The organism is Bradyrhizobium sp. UFLA03-84, assembly GCF_002289535.1.
GTDB lineage: Bacteria > Pseudomonadota > Alphaproteobacteria > Rhizobiales > Xanthobacteraceae > Bradyrhizobium > Bradyrhizobium viridifuturi.
On record NZ_NSJY01000017.1, the window covers coordinates 288,278 to 304,299 of the forward strand.

Below are 16,022 nucleotides of genomic sequence, written 5' to 3' on the forward strand. Positions count from 1 at the left end.
GGGTTAGCCGCGATTGCGAATCCTCAATTGGAATCCCGATCGCACAACGCGAGGGTCGCCGCTTGCGCGCACTTCGCCTTCGGATAGGCTATCAACCACAACCAAAGCGAAGCTGTAAAGGCACGCTTGAGACGCCGGTTGAACGGCGAGGCACTTGGTTCAAAGCACTTTTGGGGGAGACGACGATGCGGGGCAGATGGACGCTGGCGATTGTGGGCCTGATCTTGATCGTGGCGGGGGGCCTGCTTGCCCACTTCACGCAAACTGCCGGCGGCATCCGGATCGAGGATGTCAGGTTCAAGGGCGCCAAGGGCAACACCATGAGCGCCCTGCTCTACATCCCGCCGAATGCGACGACACAAATCCCGGCGCCCGGCATCCTCGCCGTTCACGGCTACATCAATTCGCGCGAGACCCAGGACGGCTTCGCCATCGAGTTCGCCCGCCGCGGCTATGTCGTGCTGGCGCTGGACCAGACCGGCCACGGCTACAGCGACCCGCCCTCCTTCGCCAACGGCTTTGGCGGACCTGACGGCCTCGCCTATCTCCGCAGCCTGCCCTTTGTCGACAAGGAGAACATCGGGCTCGAGGGCCATTCGATGGGCGGCTGGACCGTGCTGGCTGCTGCCGCCGCCATGCCCAACGACTACAAGTCGATGGTGCTGGAGGGCTCGTCCACCGGCAAGCCGTTCGCCGCCGAGGGCACCGCGAGCTGGCCGCGCAACACCGCGCTGGTGTTCGCGAAATACGAGGAATTCCCTGACCTGATGTGGGGCGTCCAGCTTGCCCGCGACGTCACCACGAGCCCGAAGCTCTGGGCGCTGTTCGGCACGCAGGCTGCGGTCGAGCCCGGCAAGGTCTATGGCGATCCGGCGGCCGGCACGGCGCGGGTGCTCTACACCCCCGCGATGACCCATCCGGCCGAGCACATCTCGCATGAGGCGATCGGCTACAGCCTCGACTGGTTCGCCAAGACCCTGAAGGGCGGCACCCCGCGCCCGGTCGACGACCAGATCTGGTTCCGCAAGGAGATCGGCACACTCATCGCCCTGATCGGTTTCGTTGCTCTCGTCATCGGGACGTTCGACGGGCTGCTGGAGGCCCAGATGTTTTCCCGCCTGCGGCTGCCGGCGGTCGCCGACGGCACCATGCCGCCGCACCAGGCGGCGAGCGGCCGGCGCTGGACCACGGCGTTCATCCTGTCCGCCTTCATCCCGGCGCTGACCTATTACCCGGCCTTTGCGCTCGGCGGCACCTTCGTCACCCCGAGCGCGGTCCTGCCGCAGGGCATCACCAACCAGATCCTGGTCTGGGCCATCATCAACCTGCTGATCACGCTGGCCCTGATGCGGTTCGCCCCGAAGCGCGCCAGCCGGGCCGGCCTGATCGGTCAATCCGTCGTGATCGCGCTGGCCGCGGTTGCGGTGGGTTATGCCGCGCTCTGGCTCGCCGACCTCGCGTTCAAGATCGACTTCAGGTTCTGGATCGTCGCGCTCAAATTGATGAGCGCAAAGCAATTCCTCATCTTCCTGATCTATCTGATTCCGTTCACGGCGTTTTTCGTTGTGGCGCTGCACGTGCTGCACCGGAATTTCTCGACCATGGATGCGCCACGCGGGGCGCTCTATCTCACCAACATCCTGGCCCTGACGCTCGGTTTCATCGTGTTGCTGGTGCTGCAATACGGCACGATGTGGCTCACCGGAAAACTGTTCAACCCGGTCCCGGACCCAGGTTTCGTGCCGCTCTCGACCATCGTCGCGATCCAGTTCGTGCCGCTGCTGGCGATCGTGGCCGTGATCGCGACCTTCACCTGGCGGCGGACCGGATCGAGCCTGCCGGGGGCCCTGATCGCGGGCCTGTTCGTGACCTGGTACATCGTGGCCGGGACCGCCACTCAGGTCCCATTTTAGGTGAAATGATGGGCTGAAAGTGCATAACCGGTGCGCTTTCGCCCGTCCCCGGGCGGTGCTATAGCGCAGGCGTATTTTCCAACCCGCCGTCAAAAGCGCGCCGTTCCCAAAAGGGCCTCCCCGTCATGGCAAAAATCAAGGTATCCAACCCCGTCGTCGAGCTCGATGGCGACGAGATGACCCGGATCATCTGGCAGTACATCAAGGACAAGCTGATCAACCCGTTCCTGGATGTCGAACTGCTGTATTTCGATCTGGGCATGGAATACCGCGATGAAACCAACGACCAGGTGACCATCGACGCCGCCGAAGCCATCAAGAAGGTCGGCGTCGGCGTCAAATGCGCCACCATCACCCCCGACGAGGCCCGGGTGAAGGAGTTCGGCCTGAAGCAGATGTGGAAGTCGCCGAACGGCACCATCCGCAACATCCTCGGCGGCGTGATCTTCCGCGAGCCGATCATTTGCAAGAACGTGCCGCGCCTGGTTCCCGGCTGGACCAAGCCGATCATCATCGGCCGCCACGCCTATGGCGACCAGTACCGCGCCACCGACATCAAGTTCCCCGGCAAGGGCACGCTGTCGCTGAAGTTCGTCGGCGAGGACGGCACCGTGATCGAGCGCGAAGTGTTCAAGGCGCCCGGCGCCGGCGTCGCGATGGAGATGTACAATCTCGACGACTCGATCATCGATTTCGCCCGCGCGTCGCTGAACTACGGCCTGCTGCGCAACTACCCGGTCTACCTCTCGACCAAGAACACCATCCTCAAGGTCTATGACGGCCGCTTCAAGGACATCTTCCAGGACATCTACGACCGCGAGTTCAAGAAGGAATTCGAGGCCAAGGGCCTGACCTACGAGCACCGCCTGATCGACGACATGGTCGCCTCGGCGCTGAAATGGTCCGGCGGCTATGTCTGGGCCTGTAAGAACTACGACGGCGACGTGCAGTCCGACACCGTGGCCCAGGGCTACGGCTCGCTCGGCCTGATGACCTCGGTGCTGCTCACCCCTGACGGCAAGACGGTGGAAGCCGAAGCTGCCCACGGCACGGTGACCCGGCACTACCGCGAGCACCAGAAGGGCAAGGAAACCTCGACCAACTCGATCGCCTCGATCTTCGCCTGGACCCGTGGCCTCGCCCATCGCGCCAAGCTCGACAACAACCCGGAGCTGGCGAAGTTCGCCACCACTCTGGAGAAGGTCTGCGTGTCGACCGTCGAGGAAGGCTACATGACCAAGGACCTCGCGCTCCTGGTCGGTGCCGACCAGCGCTGGCTCTCGACCACCGGATTCCTCGACAAGGTGTCCGACAATCTCGCGAAGGCGATGGCGGCCTAAAGGCTGCCGTCCTGGAATGACAGGTGCGAGCATGACCGAGGCCCTCATCAGAGCCGTCGTGCTCGCATCATTCGTGCTATCAGGGTCGGCGGCATCAGCTGCCGATCCCCTGCCAGACGCCGTCGCGGCGCCCGGCGAAATCCCGGTCCTGTCAGTCCACGCCGAGGGCGTTCAGGTCTACGAGTGCAAGCCGGTCACCGACGGCAAGCTCGCCTGGTCGTTCCGCGAACCGGTCGCCACCCTGATCGCCAATGGCCGCACAGTCGGCCGGCACTATGCCGGCCCGAACTGGGAGCATATCGACGGCAGCGCCGTGACCGCCCGCACCGCCGGCAGCGCGCCCGGCGCGACCCCCGCCGACATCGCCTGGTTGAAGCTCGAAGTGATTTCCCACCGCGGCAATGGCGTGCTCTCGAGCGTTGCCACCGTGCAGCGGATCAACACCTCTGGCGGCGAGCTCAGCGGCACCTGCGACAAGGCCGGCGCGCTGAAGGGCGCAGCCTATTCGGCGGATTACGTATTCCTGCGCCGCGATTGATCCAAGGCGTTTTCGAGCGAAGCGGGTACCGGTTCGCGTGAAGAAAACGAGTCAAGACTAATCACGGAAGCCACCATCGGTCTCGTGCGGCGCCTGGCCGATCTCCGCGGCGGCAAGGTCGCCACCGGCCGTAAGCGGATCGGCGAGCCGCGCCTCTGCTGTCTCCCGGACATGCGCGGCGAGCGCCGGCATACGCTCGATCAAGGCATGGAAGTCCTGTGCATCGAGCAGCAGCAGCTTGGTCTTGCGCGTCGCGGTCACCGTGCCGGAGCGACTGGTCCGCCTGAGCAGCGCGATCTCGCCGAAGAATGCGCCGTCAGACAACCGCACCCGCTGGTTCGGCAGGTCGATCTCGACCTCGCCGGCCGTGATGAAATACATCGACGACGCCACGTCGCCGCGCCGCACCAAGACCTCGCCGGCCTCGATGGCCTGCGACCGCAACAGCCGCATGATGTCGGCGATGTCAGCGGCGTTGAGATGCGAGAACAGCGGCACCCGCGCCAGCATGCCCCAGGTCACGACGAAGTCGCGGCGCCGGACCTCGTCGGCGAACGCGGTCGAGATGATCGCAACCGGCAGCGCGATCATCGCAAAGCCAACCACGATCGCGATCACGGTGACGATCCGGCCGAGCGGCGTGACCGGAACGACGTCGCCATAACCGACGGTACCGAGCGTCACGATCGCCCACCACATCGCCTGCGGCATGGTGCCGAACTTGTCCGGCTGCACCTTGTGCTCGATGGCATAGAGCAGCGAGGCGAACAGCAGCACTGCGCCGGTCAGGATCACCACGCAGCCGAACAGCGTGCGCCGCTCGGCATGCAGCGCCGCCAGCAGCGAGCGCATCGCGGTCGAATAGCGCACCAGCTTGAGGAACGGCAGCATGCCGAACAGCACCAGCGCGGTCTTGTCGCCGATCGCAAGCGCAATGGCCGACGGCAGGAACGCGAGCAGATCGATCACGCCGAGTGTCGAGAAGGCGTAGTCGAGCCGCGCCTGTAGCGGCGTCACGTCACGCAGGGAATGGCCAACCACGCTCCAGAGCCGGGCGGCATATTCCAGCGCGAAGGCGGCCACCGCCGCGATCTCGACAGTCGTGAGCAGCCAGCCGAACTGCGCGTCGATCTCGGGCACGGAGGCCAGGATCGCCGCCAGCACATCGACCGCGATGATGGCGACGATGATCCCGGCAAACCGCGCGCCGCCCGAATGCGGCAGATCATTGCGCTCGAGCAGCTCGTAGAGGCGATCGCGCAGCCGGGAGGCGCTGATCGTGGGCTTGAGCGGAGCCGTCGCCACGATCAGCCTCTCCGTCAGGCGCCGGCCGATGCTTGTTGAGTCATGGCCTGTTCGATCGCCGACAGCGCGGCGTCCGCCTTGGCGCCGTCGGGCCCGCCGGCCTGCGCCATGTCGGGGCGGCCGCCGCCGCCCTTGCCGCCGAGCACCTCGGAGCCCTTGCGGACCAGCTCGACCGCGTTGAAGCGCGAGGTCAGATCGGCGGTGACGCCGACCACGATGCCGGCCTTGCCGTCCTCGGTGACGCCGACGATCGCGACCACGCCCGAGCCAATCTGCTTCTTGCCGTCGTCGACCAGGCTCTTCAGATCCTTGGTCTCGACGCCTTCGACCGCACGCGCCAACAGCTTGACGTTGCCGACCTCGCGAACCCCGGAGGCCGCGCCGTTCGACGCACCACTACCGCCGCCCATCGCGAGCTTCTTGCGGGCGTCAGACAAATCGCGCTCGAGCTTCTTGCGCTCTTCCATCAGGGCGGTGATGCGCGCCGGGACGTCTTCGATCGTGGTGCGCAGCTCGGCCGCCGCGGTCTTCGCCAGCGCCATGGTGTCGTTGGCGTGCTTGCGTGCGTGACGCCCGGTCAGCGCCTCGATGCGGCGGACGCCGGAGGCGACAGCGCTCTCGCTGGTCACCGAGATCAGGCCGATGTCGCCGGTGCGGCGGACATGGGTGCCGCCGCAGAGCTCGACCGACCAGCCGAGCGCGTTCTGGCCATGCTCGCGGGCGCTCTTGCCCATCGAGACGACGCGGACCTCGTCGCCGTATTTCTCGCCGAACAGTGCGCGTGCACCGGCCTCGCGGGCGTCGTCGACAGCCATGACGCGGGTCGTCACCTCGTCATTCTCGAGCACGACATCGTTGGCGATGTCCTCGACCCGGGCGAGTTCTTCCGGCGTGATCGGCTTCGGATGCACGAAATCGAAACGCAGGCGATCGGGCGCGACCAGCGAGCCGCGCTGGGCGATGTGATCGCCAAGCACCTGGCGCAGCGCCTCGTGCAGCAGATGCGTCGCGGAATGGTTGGCGCGGATCGACGAACGCCTGGCGTGGTCGACCTCGAGCTGCAGCGCGGTGCCGGCCTTCAACGTGCCCTGCTCCACCGTGCCGACATGGACGAACAGATCGCCGGCCTTCTTCTGCATGTCGGTGACGCGGAACTTGACGCCCTCGCCCGTGAGCACGCCGATATCGCCGACCTGGCCGCCCGACTCCGCATAGAACGGCGTCTGGTTCAGCACGATCGCGCCGCTCTCGCCGGCCTTGAGGCTATCGACCTCGGCGCCGTCCTTGACCAGCGCCGTCACCGCGCCTTCCGCGCTCTCGGTCTCGTAGCCGAGGAATTCGGTTGCGCCGAGCTTCTCGCGCAGCGGAAACCAGATGGTCTCGGTCGCCGCCTCGCCGCTCCCTGCCCACGAGGCACGCGCCTTCTCGCGCTGGCGGTTCATCGCGTCGGTGAACGATGCCTGATCGACGCTGATGCCGCGCGACTTCAGCGCGTCCTGCGTCAGGTCGAGCGGGAATCCGTAGGTGTCGTACAGCGTGAACGCGGTGTCGCCGTCGAACATGTCGCCCTTCTTGAGGCCGGCGCTCTTCTCGTCGAGGATCGACAGGCCGCGCACCAGCGTCTTGCGGAAGCGGGTCTCTTCCAGCTGCAGCGTCTCCTCGATCAGCTTCTCCGCGCGCACCAGATCCGGATAGGCCTGGCCCATCTCGCGGACCAACGCCCAGACGAGGCGATGCATCAGCGGCTCGCTCGCGCCTAGGAGCTGCGCGTGGCGCATCGCGCGGCGCATGATCCGGCGCAGCACGTAGCCGCGGCCCTCGTTCGACGGCAGCACGCCGTCGGCGATCAGGAACGCCGACGAGCGCAGATGGTCGGCGATGACGCGATACGACGCGACGTTCTGCGCATTCGGCCCGTGGCCGAGCGCCGACGAGGCCGCATCGATCAGATGGCGGAACAGATCGGTCTCGAACACGCTCTCGACGCCCTGCAGGATGCACGCCATGCGCTCCAGGCCCATGCCGGTGTCGATCGAGGGACGCGGCAGCGCCACGCGCTCCTCCTTCGTCACCTGCTCGTACTGCATGAACACCAGGTTCCAGAATTCGAGGAAGCGATCGCCGTCCTCCTCCGGGCTGCCCGGAGGTCCGCCCCAGATGTGCTCGCCGCGGTCGATGAAGATCTCGGAGCACGGACCGCACGGACCGGTGTCGCCCATCGCCCAGAAATTATCCGAGGTCGGGATGCGGATGATGCGGTCGTCCGAGAAGCCCGCAATCTTCTTCCAGTAGCCGGCCGCCTCGTCGTCGGTGTGGTAGACGGTGACGAGCAGCTTGTCCTTCTTCAGCCCGAAATCCCTGGTGATCAGATTCCAGGCGAGCTCGATCGCGCGCTCCTTGAAGTAGTCGCCGAACGAGAAGTTGCCGAGCATCTCGAAGAAGGTGAGATGGCGCGCGGTGTAGCCGACATTGTCGAGGTCGTTATGCTTGCCGCCGGCGCGCACGCATTTCTGCGACGTCGTGGCGCGCTGATAGCCGCGCTTCTCGACGCCGGTGAAGACGTTCTTGAACTGCACCATGCCGGCATTGGTGAACATCAGGGTCGGGTCGTTGCGCGGCACCAGCGGCGACGACGCCACGATCTCGTGGCCGTTCTCCTTGAAGAAGTTCAGAAATGTCGACCTGATGTCGTTGACGCTGCTCATGTTCATCCAATCGGAAAAAGGGGCCGGCCAGCCGCAAAAAGGCGTCATTTTCCGGCCGAACGCTTTTAGACATTGCCAGCTGCGGTGTCCAGAAACTGTGCAGGCGGATCATGGGCTTGCCGCGGCAGCACAAAGCCCGTGGGATAGTTGCTGCAGCTGCGTTGACAGTCTTGGTGGCGCCGTGTTTTCTACCTACCTGTTACCCGTCACGTCGGGAGAGACCGGTCCCGCTTTGGGCCGGCGCCGAAGGAGCAACCGCCCCGGAAACTCTCAGGCAAAAGGACCGCGTGACGTCTGACATCTGGAAAGAGGCGCAGGGGTTCTCCCCGATGCGTCCGCCGACGGGATAATACTCTCAGGCACAGCGACAGATGGGGCTTTCTGCAGGTTTCTCAAGGGGAAATGGGTCCCCGCGGGAACCGCGAGGGCCCTGTGATGCTTGCGCACGAAAACTCCCCGCTGAAACAGACCCCGCTGCACGCCCTGCATCTGGCGCGCGGCGCCAAGATGGTGCCGTTCGCCGGCTACGACATGCCGGTGCAATACACGGCCGGCGTGCTCAAGGAGCATCTTCACACCCGCAAGGACGCCGGTCTGTTCGACGTCTCCCACATGGGCCAGCTCGTGCTGAAGGCCAAATCCGGCAAGGTCGGCGACGCGGCGCTCGCGCTGGAGAAGCTGGTGCCGCAGGACATCGTCGGCATCGCGCCGGGGCGGCAGCGCTACGCGCAGTTCACCAACGACGACGGCGGCCTGCTCGACGACCTGATGGTCGCGCATTTCGGCGATCATTTGTTCCTGGTGGTCAACGCCGCCTGCAAGGACGAGGACGAGGCGCATCTGCGCGCGCATCTCTCCGATACCTGCGAGATCGTGTCGCTGGCCGACCGCGCGCTGATCGCGCTGCAGGGGCCGAAAGCCGAATCGGCGCTGGCGAAACTTTGTGCAGATGTCAGTTCGATGAAATTCATGGACGCCGGCCCGCGTCGCGTCGCCGACATCGACTGTTTCGTCTCACGCTCCGGCTACACCGGCGAGGACGGTTTTGAGATTTCGGTGCCGGCCGACAAGGCCGAAGCCCTGGTCACTGCGCTGCTCGACAATCCCGACGTGCTGCCGATCGGCCTCGGCGCGCGCGACAGCCTGCGGCTGGAAGCCGGGCTCTGCCTCTACGGCCATGACATCGACACCACGACGACGCCGGTCGAAGGCGCGCTGGAATGGTCGGTGCAGAAGGTTCGCCGCAGCGGCGGCGCCCGCGCCGGCGGTTTTCCGGGCGCCGACAAGATCCTCACCCAATTCGCACAAGGCGCATCGCGCCGCCGCGTCGGCCTGAGGCCGGACGGCCGCGCGCCGGTGCGCGAAGGCGCCTTGCTGTTCGCCGATGCCGCCTCGACCGAACAGATCGGCAAGGTGACCTCGGGCGGCTTCGGCCCGAGCCTCAATGCGCCGGTTGCGATGGGCTATCTGCCGACCGCCCTCTCCGCCGCCGGCACCACCGTTTTCGCCGAGGTGCGCGGTCAGCGGCTGCCGCTGAAAGTCGCCGCCACGCCCTTCGTCCCCAATACCTACAAACGCTAAACGCTGAAGGATCGACCCTATGACGACGCTGTACACGTCCGACCACGAATGGCTCCGCATCGAGGGCGACGTCGCCACGATCGGGATCACCGACTACGCGCAGTCGCAGCTCGGCGACGTCGTGTTCGTCGAGCTGCCCAAGGTCGGCCGCAGCCTGAAGAAGGCCGAAGCCGCCGCCGTCGTCGAATCCGTCAAGGCTGCCTCCGACGTCTATGCGCCGATCACCGGCGAGGTGATCGAGGTCAACGAGGCGCTCGCGGCCGAGCCCGCGCTGGTCAATTCGGATGCCGCCGGCAAGGCCTGGTTCTTCAAGTTGAGGATCGCGGACAAGGGCGAGCTCGGCGGCCTGATGGACGAGGCCGCCTACGCCGCGCACACCGCCTAAAGGATCACCCGAGGATCAGCCCATGAACGCGCCCTTCAAGCCGATCAACGAAGCCGCCACCGATTTCGTCCGCCGCCACATCGGACCGTCGCCCCGCGACGTCAACGCGATGCTGGAAACGGTCGGCGCCGCGAGCCTGCAGGCGTTGATGAACGAGACGCTGCCGGGATCGATCCGCCAGAAGGCGCCGCTCGATCTCGGCCGCGCGCTGAGCGAAACCGAGGCGCTCACGCATATGAGCGAGCTCGCCGCCCAGAACCAGGTGTTCACCTCGCTGATCGGCCAGGGCTATTCCGGCACGATCCTGCCGGCGGTGATCCAGCGCAACATCCTTGAGAACCCGGCCTGGTACACGGCGTATACGCCGTATCAGCCCGAGATCAGCCAGGGCCGGCTCGAAGCCCTGTTCAACTTCCAGACCATGATCTGCGACCTGACCGGGCTTGACGTCGCCAACGCCTCGCTACTCGACGAGGCGACTGCGGCCGCCGAAGCGATGGCGCTCGCCGAGCGCCACTCGCAGGTCAAGGCGAAGGTGTTCTTCGTCGACAAGGAGGTGCATCCGCAAACGCTCGCCGTGATGCGCACGCGTGCCGCCCCGCTGGGCTGGGCGCTGCTGGTCGGCGATCCCCTGACCGAGCTCGACAAGGCCGACGTGCTCGGCGCGCTGCTGCAATATCCGGGCACCACGGGCGCGGTACGCGATCTCCGGCCGGCGATCGCATCGCTGCACACCAAGGGCGCGCTTGCGATCGTTGCCGCGGACCTCTTGTCGCTGACGCTGCTGACCTCGCCCGGCGAGCTCGGCGCCGACATCGCGATCGGCTCGGCGCAGCGGTTCGGCGTGCCGATGGGCTATGGCGGACCGCACGCCGCCTACATGGCGGTGCGCGACACGCTGAAGCGCTCGCTGCCCGGCCGCATCGTCGGCCTCTCTGTGGATTCGCGCGGCGCACCGGCCTATCGGCTGGCATTGCAGACCCGCGAGCAGCACATCCGCCGCGAGAAGGCGACCTCCAACATCTGCACCGCGCAGGTGCTGCTCGCCGTGATCGCCTCGATGTATGCGGTCTATCACGGCCCCGAAGGCCTCACCCATATCGCGCGCGGCGTGCACCGCCGCGCCACCGTGCTCGCCGCCGGCCTGCGCAAGCTCGGCTTTGCGCCGACCAGCGAGGCATTCTTCGATACCGTGACCGTCGAGGCCGGCGCGAAGCAGATCGAGATCGTCACGCGCGCGCAGGCGGAGCGGATCAATCTGCGCATCGGCGCGACCACGCTCGGCATCGCGCTCGACGAGACCACCACGCCGGAAACTGTCGAGGCGGTGTGGCGGGTGTTCGGCGGCAAGCTCAGCTTTGCCGAGATCGAAGCGGCCGCGCGCGAGGCGCTGCCGAAGGAGCTGCGGCGCAGCAGCGCCTTCCTCACCCATCCGGTGTTCAACACGCATCGCTCGGAAACCGAGCTGCTGCGCTACATGCGCAAGCTCAGCGACCGCGACCTTGCGCTCGACCGCGCGATGATCCCGCTCGGCTCCTGCACGATGAAGCTGAATGCCACGACCGAGATGATCCCGCTGACCTGGCCGGCGTTCGGCAATCTGCATCCGTTCGCGCCAGCCGATCAGGCCAAAGGCTATCACGCGCTGTTCAAGCGGCTGGAGCAATGGCTGTGCGACATCACCGGCTATGACGCGGTGTCGCTGCAGCCGAATTCCGGCGCGCAGGGCGAATATGCCGGCCTCCTTGCCATCCGTGGCTATCACCTCGCGCGCGGCGAGCCGCACCGCAAGGTGTGCCTGATCCCCTCCTCCGCGCACGGCACCAACCCGGCCTCGGCCGCGATGGTCGGCATGGAGGTCGTGGTGGTCGCCTGCGATGCGCGCGGCGACGTCGACGTCAACGATCTCCGTGCCAAGGCGGAGAAGCATTCGGCCAATCTCGCCGCCGTGATGATCACCTATCCGTCGACCCACGGCGTGTTCGAGGAGCATATCAGCGAGATCTGCGACATCGTGCATGCGCATGGCGGCCAGGTCTATCTCGACGGCGCCAACATGAATGCGCAGGTTGGCCTCTCGCGGCCCGGCGATTACGGCGCCGATGTCAGCCATCTCAATTTGCACAAGACCTTCTGCATCCCGCATGGCGGCGGCGGCCCCGGCATGGGCCCGATCGGCGTCAAGGCGCATCTTGCGCCCTATCTGCCGAGTCATCCCGCAACCGATGGGGCGACCGCGCACGCCATCGGCCCGGTGTCGGCCGCGCCGTTCGGCTCGGCGTCGATCCTGACCATCTCCTACATCTATATCCTGATGATGGGCGGCGAAGGGCTGACGCGCGCCACCGAAGTGGCGATCCTCAACGCCAACTACATCGCCGCACGGCTGCAGCCGCACTTCCCGGTGCTGTACCGCAACGAGCGCGGCCGCGTCGCGCACGAGTGCATCGTCGACCCGCGGGCGCTGAAGACGAGCAGCGGCGTCACCGTCGACGACATCGCCAAGCGGCTGATCGACTACGGCTTCCACGCGCCGACCATGAGCTTCCCGGTGGCGGGCACGCTGATGATCGAGCCGACGGAATCGGAATCGAAGTTCGAGATCGACCGCTTCTGCGACGCCATGATCGCGATCCGCAGCGAGATCGCGGAGATCGAGAACGGGCGCTGGAAGGTCGAGGCCTCGCCGCTGCGTCACGCGCCGCACACCGTCCACGACATCGCCGATGATGCCTGGAACAGAGCCTACACCCGCACCGAGGGCTGCTTCCCGGCCGGCGTGTCGCGGTCCGACAAATACTGGAGCCCGGTCGGGCGCGTCGACAATGTCTACGGCGATCGCAACCTGGTGTGCTCGTGCCCGCCGATCGAGGCTTACGCGGAGGCCGCGGAGTAGCGCGGCCTCTGTTGCGGGATGTCGTGGCAACCATCCACCGGGGATGGTTGCCACGAGGTCCAGGTCAAAACGTCGAAAACAACCCCATGCACAGTAGGGATTGGGGCGACTGGTCATCCGCGGGCACTAGATCCAGTGGGTAGGACGGGTAGAGCCAACGGGTCCGCGATTCGGCTATGGCAGGGAATGCGCGGGAGCGACCGACGCCGCGGCAGGAGGAGACATGCGCGAGGAATTCTGGTTTCACTTCCCGTTTCGCGTCCGCTATTCCGAGGTCGACGCGCAGGCCGTGGTGTTCAACGCCCACTATTTGACCTATTTCGACACCGCGATCACGGAGTATTTCCGCGCACTCGGCTACGACTATCTCGGCGAGGTGGCGCGCACCGGGATCGACTTCCACACCGTGAAATCGGTGGTGGAGTACAAGGCGCCGATCCGGTTCGACGAGGACATCGAGGTCTGCGTCCGGGTCGCGCGGATCGGCCGCTCCTCGATCAACCTGGCGCTCGCGATCTTCGCCAAGGGCTCCGACGACCTGCGCGCCACCGGCGAGATCATCTGGGTCGCGACCGACCAGACGACCCATCAATCGGTCGCGGTGACGGAGGACCTGCGGGCGCTGATCGCGAGCCGGGAGAAGGCGCTGGCGCCGGGTTGAATTGACTACGGCTTGGTCAGCGTCGGAGCAATGCGCCAGAGATTGTCGTTGGTGAGGTGCGTGCCGCCCCACCAGCGATCGATCGGGTTATGGCTGCTGAAGTCTTCCTGGTGCGCGATGATCGCTTCGCCGAACTCGGTCAGCCGCGGATAGCTTGCGGCGTAGCGCGCGTGCCAGCTCCTTTTGCTCTGCGGTCGTTCGAGATCAGTCACTGCAGGCGACGGACCATCCGTGAGGCCGTCGAGCAATGAGAAAAGTTCGAGTTCTCCGAACACATTTCCGGGGCGCCAGAGACGATGAAGTAGTCCAAGCGCTGAAAAGCCGTCGTAACGTGCGATCAGCTCAAGAAGTCGCATTTCAGTTGCGCCAAGCCCCGTCGCGCGGGAGGGCAATTCTGCAACCAAGGCAAGCTGCGCCGACCTCAGAAATGGCAGTGAGCTAAGGTCACTCTGCAGGCAATCCAGAAAGGGCATTGGGGTGGCTGCGCGATAAGCCGACCAGATCGCACTTCCGGTGTTGAGTTCGACCGGGCCGACGTCGACCGTCGACACATCCTCTGGTTCGGGTATCTCTTCAGCCGGCATCGTCAGATCGAAATCAACAAGACGCAACTTCAACCTGGCCGCTGTCTCGGGATGATATCTGAAAAAAGCCAGAAGGAAGACCAGCTGCAGCTGATCGTTCGGATATTGTTCGAACCAGAGCTCGACAACGTCATACGGTTCGCAATACTCGACGAGCGAAAGGTGCCTGCGAGCCCGGACTTCATCGGAGAACAATCTCCATGAACACCTGGCTGGAACGCGCGCCAAAATAATCTTCGAACTCTTCTACCGGGGGCAACGGCCCCAAACGAAGCGAAAGCGAAATTCAATGACCGCTTCTGCCAGACCTGAGCGCGCGAGACGGATACCGGAACCAGTCAGAATCAAACGCTTCATCGTCCAGACCTCGCCGAACGCAACACAAAACAAAACGGGCGCCGATGACGTCGGCAACTCAACGTCCTCAGCGCCCGTTTGCAGCGAAATGATTGAGCCTTACTCTTCCGTCGGCTCCTCGCCGTCGGCGTCGCGCTCCGGCGTGCCGGCGAGGATCTGTTCGGAGATCAGGCCGGAATTCTGCCGGATCGCGGCTTCGATCTTGGTGGTGATGTCAGGGTTGGCGCGCAGGAACGCCTTGGAATTCTCGCGTCCCTGGCCGAGCCGCTGGCTGTCATAGGAGAACCAGGCGCCGGACTTCTCGACGAGGCCGGCCTTGACGCCGAGGTCGAGGATCTCGCCCATCTTGGAGACGCCCTCGCCGTACATGATGTCGAACTCGACCTGCTTGAAGGGCGGCGCCAGCTTGTTCTTCACCACCTTGACGCGGGTGGTGTTGCCGACCACCTCGTCGCGCTCCTTGATCGCGCCGATGCGGCGGATGTCGAGGCGAACTGAGGCATAGAACTTCAGCGCGTTACCGCCGGTGGTGGTTTCCGGCGAGCCGTACATCACACCGATCTTCATGCGGATCTGGTTGATGAAGATCACCATCGTGTTCGACTTGTTGATCGAGGCGGTGAGCTTGCGCAGCGCCTGGCTCATCAGGCGCGCCTGCAGGCCCGGCAGCGCATCGCCCATCTCGCCCTCGAGCTCGGCTTTCGGCACCAGCGCGGCGACCGAATCGACCACCAGCACGTCGACCGCACCGGAGCGCACCAGCGTGTCGCAGATTTCCAGCGCCTGCTCGCCGGTATCGGGCTGCGAGATCAGGAGCTCGTCGATGTTGACGCCGAGCTTGCGCGCATAGACCGGATCGAGCGCGTGTTCAGCGTCGATGAAGGCGCAGATGCCGCCCTTCTTCTGGCCTTCGGCCACCGTGTGCAGCGCCAGCGTGGTCTTGCCCGAGGATTCCGGCCCGTAGATCTCGACGATGCGTCCCTTCGGCAGGCCGCCGACGCCGAGCGCGATGTCGAGCCCGAGCGATCCCGACGACACCGTCTCGACATCCATCGAACGGTCGTTCTTGCCGAGCTTCATCACCGAGCCCTTGCCGAACTGGCGCTCGATCTGGGAGAGCGCGGCTGAGAGGGCCTTGGACTTGTCCATGGAGGATCCTTCGACGATACGCAGTGCGGTGGCGGACATTTGGGATGTGCTCCTTATGGCGAGGATTCGCTAGCGGGACAAACGGGCGGATGAGATCGGCAGAAAAGCGTTGTTGATAGGAATCTCGTACCACGTTTGTTCTATGTTCGCAATATGTTCTTTCAGAGCTTTCGGCGCTGGCCTGTTTCCGACCTCAGTGGCCTGGTTTGAAAATCGCAGTGGCCTGAATTGGTTGGGCGATGTTCTCAGTACGACTACGGAGACTATGCCCGGTCTTGGGCATAACGAGTTCCTATAGGGCGGCAAACTCGTTCCCTACGTGGTTCTCCGCAAGGAATGGCCCGGGGGATGCTACGTGGGGGAACGGGAGTTCCTAGCACGCTGTGGAACCACGCGCTCCCGGTCAGGGTTATCGACCTGGTAACGGGAGTGAGGAAGATGGGTAGCTCACACCTCAATGATCCGAGGCATTGGCGAGAGCGGGCCGAAGAGACCCGCACCAAAGCGGAACATTTCTGGGACGAAGAGTCCAAGCAACGGATGTTTCGCATTGCCGTCGAGTATGACCGGCTGGCAGACCAAGCGGCAGAGCGTGCACGCGCCGAGCA

11 protein-coding genes and 1 riboswitch are annotated in these 16,022 nt (G+C 65.1%); of the genes, 7 read left to right on the forward strand and 4 right to left on the reverse strand.

Annotated elements, in window-relative coordinates; translation table 11 throughout:
- The first annotated feature begins 185 nt into the window (after positions 1–185).
- The 3 genes from CK489_RS34055 to CK489_RS34065 all read left to right on the forward strand — a co-directional run bounded on the left by CK489_RS34055 (position 186) and on the right by CK489_RS34065 (position 3,791).
- Positions 186–1,913: an alpha/beta hydrolase family protein gene (locus CK489_RS34055; protein WP_245350614.1), complete on the forward strand. Its 1,728-nt coding sequence runs from the start codon at positions 186–188 to the stop codon at positions 1,911–1,913.
- A 125-nt stretch (positions 1,914–2,038) separates the two neighbouring features.
- A complete protein-coding gene (locus CK489_RS34060) occupies positions 2,039–3,253 on the forward strand; it encodes an NADP-dependent isocitrate dehydrogenase (protein WP_050423623.1) in 1,215 nt (404 codons plus the stop codon).
- Between the two features lie 31 nt (positions 3,254–3,284).
- Positions 3,285–3,791 (forward strand): DUF3455 domain-containing protein, encoded by a 507-nt coding sequence (locus tag CK489_RS34065; RefSeq protein ID WP_095735370.1) that lies wholly within the window; start codon positions 3,285–3,287, stop codon positions 3,789–3,791.
- Between the two features lie 57 nt (positions 3,792–3,848).
- Here the strand turns inward: CK489_RS34065 and CK489_RS34070 are convergent, their stop codons facing one another.
- Together CK489_RS34070 and alaS are read right to left on the reverse strand one after the other, a co-directional pair.
- Positions 3,849–5,099 carry a cyclic nucleotide-gated ion channel gene (locus tag CK489_RS34070; RefSeq protein ID WP_050629143.1) on the reverse strand — a complete coding sequence of 417 codons (1,251 nt, stop codon included), beginning with the start codon at positions 5,097–5,099 and terminating at the stop codon, positions 3,849–3,851.
- An 11-nt stretch (positions 5,100–5,110) separates the two neighbouring features.
- The gene (gene alaS, locus CK489_RS34075; RefSeq protein WP_050629216.1) at positions 5,111–7,801 is read right to left on the reverse strand and encodes an alanine--tRNA ligase; all 2,691 of its coding nucleotides are present in this window, start codon (positions 7,799–7,801) and stop codon (positions 5,111–5,113) included.
- Between the two features lie 201 nt (positions 7,802–8,002).
- A riboswitch (glycine riboswitch) is annotated at positions 8,003–8,097 on the forward strand.
- 139 nt (positions 8,098–8,236) lie between these two features.
- Here alaS and gcvT point away from each other — a divergent pair.
- The 4 genes from gcvT to CK489_RS34095 all read left to right on the forward strand — a co-directional run bounded on the left by gcvT (position 8,237) and on the right by CK489_RS34095 (position 13,324).
- On the forward strand, positions 8,237–9,382 hold the full coding sequence (gene gcvT / locus CK489_RS34080) for a glycine cleavage system aminomethyltransferase GcvT (RefSeq protein WP_198961095.1): 1,146 nt from the start codon (positions 8,237–8,239) through the stop codon (positions 9,380–9,382).
- 19 nt (positions 9,383–9,401) lie between these two features.
- Positions 9,402–9,767 (forward strand): glycine cleavage system protein GcvH, encoded by a 366-nt coding sequence (gene gcvH / locus CK489_RS34085; RefSeq protein WP_095735372.1) that lies wholly within the window; start codon positions 9,402–9,404, stop codon positions 9,765–9,767.
- Positions 9,768–9,789: 22 nt separating this feature from the next.
- Positions 9,790–12,663 (forward strand): aminomethyl-transferring glycine dehydrogenase, encoded by a 2,874-nt coding sequence (gcvP, locus tag CK489_RS34090; protein WP_095735373.1) that lies wholly within the window; start codon positions 9,790–9,792, stop codon positions 12,661–12,663.
- A 223-nt stretch (positions 12,664–12,886) separates the two neighbouring features.
- Positions 12,887–13,324: an acyl-CoA thioesterase gene (locus CK489_RS34095; RefSeq protein WP_074124810.1), complete on the forward strand. Its 438-nt coding sequence runs from the start codon at positions 12,887–12,889 to the stop codon at positions 13,322–13,324.
- Between the two features lie 5 nt (positions 13,325–13,329).
- Here the strand turns inward: CK489_RS34095 and CK489_RS34100 are convergent, their stop codons facing one another.
- Both CK489_RS34100 and recA read right to left on the reverse strand, forming a co-directional pair.
- Positions 13,330–14,103, reverse strand: coding sequence for a hypothetical protein (locus tag CK489_RS34100; RefSeq protein WP_245350616.1), 774 nt, complete (start codon positions 14,101–14,103; stop codon positions 13,330–13,332).
- 261 nt (positions 14,104–14,364) lie between these two features.
- Positions 14,365–15,453, reverse strand: coding sequence for a recombinase RecA (gene recA / locus CK489_RS34105; protein WP_050629140.1), 1,089 nt, complete (start codon positions 15,451–15,453; stop codon positions 14,365–14,367).
- Positions 15,454–16,022 lie beyond the last annotated feature (569 nt).

Excerpts from the sequence above, each read along its gene's own strand:
- CK489_RS34060 (WP_050423623.1), top strand. The coding sequence starts at position 2,039 with ATGGCAAAAATCAAGGTATCCAACCCCGTCGTCGAGCTCGATGGCGAC.
- recA (WP_050629140.1), bottom strand. The coding sequence starts at position 15,453 with ATGTCCGCCACCGCACTGCGTATCGTCGAAGGATCCTCCATGGACAAG.
- alaS (WP_050629216.1), bottom strand. The coding sequence starts at position 7,801 with ATGAGCAGCGTCAACGACATCAGGTCGACATTTCTGAACTTCTTCAAG.
- gcvP (WP_095735373.1), top strand. The coding sequence starts at position 9,790 with ATGAACGCGCCCTTCAAGCCGATCAACGAAGCCGCCACCGATTTCGTC.
- CK489_RS34055 (WP_245350614.1), top strand. The coding sequence starts at position 186 with ATGCGGGGCAGATGGACGCTGGCGATTGTGGGCCTGATCTTGATCGTG.
- CK489_RS34065 (WP_095735370.1), top strand. The coding sequence starts at position 3,285 with ATGACCGAGGCCCTCATCAGAGCCGTCGTGCTCGCATCATTCGTGCTA.
- gcvT (WP_198961095.1), top strand. The coding sequence starts at position 8,237 with ATGCTTGCGCACGAAAACTCCCCGCTGAAACAGACCCCGCTGCACGCC.
- CK489_RS34095 (WP_074124810.1), top strand. The coding sequence starts at position 12,887 with ATGCGCGAGGAATTCTGGTTTCACTTCCCGTTTCGCGTCCGCTATTCC.
- gcvH (WP_095735372.1), top strand. The coding sequence starts at position 9,402 with ATGACGACGCTGTACACGTCCGACCACGAATGGCTCCGCATCGAGGGC.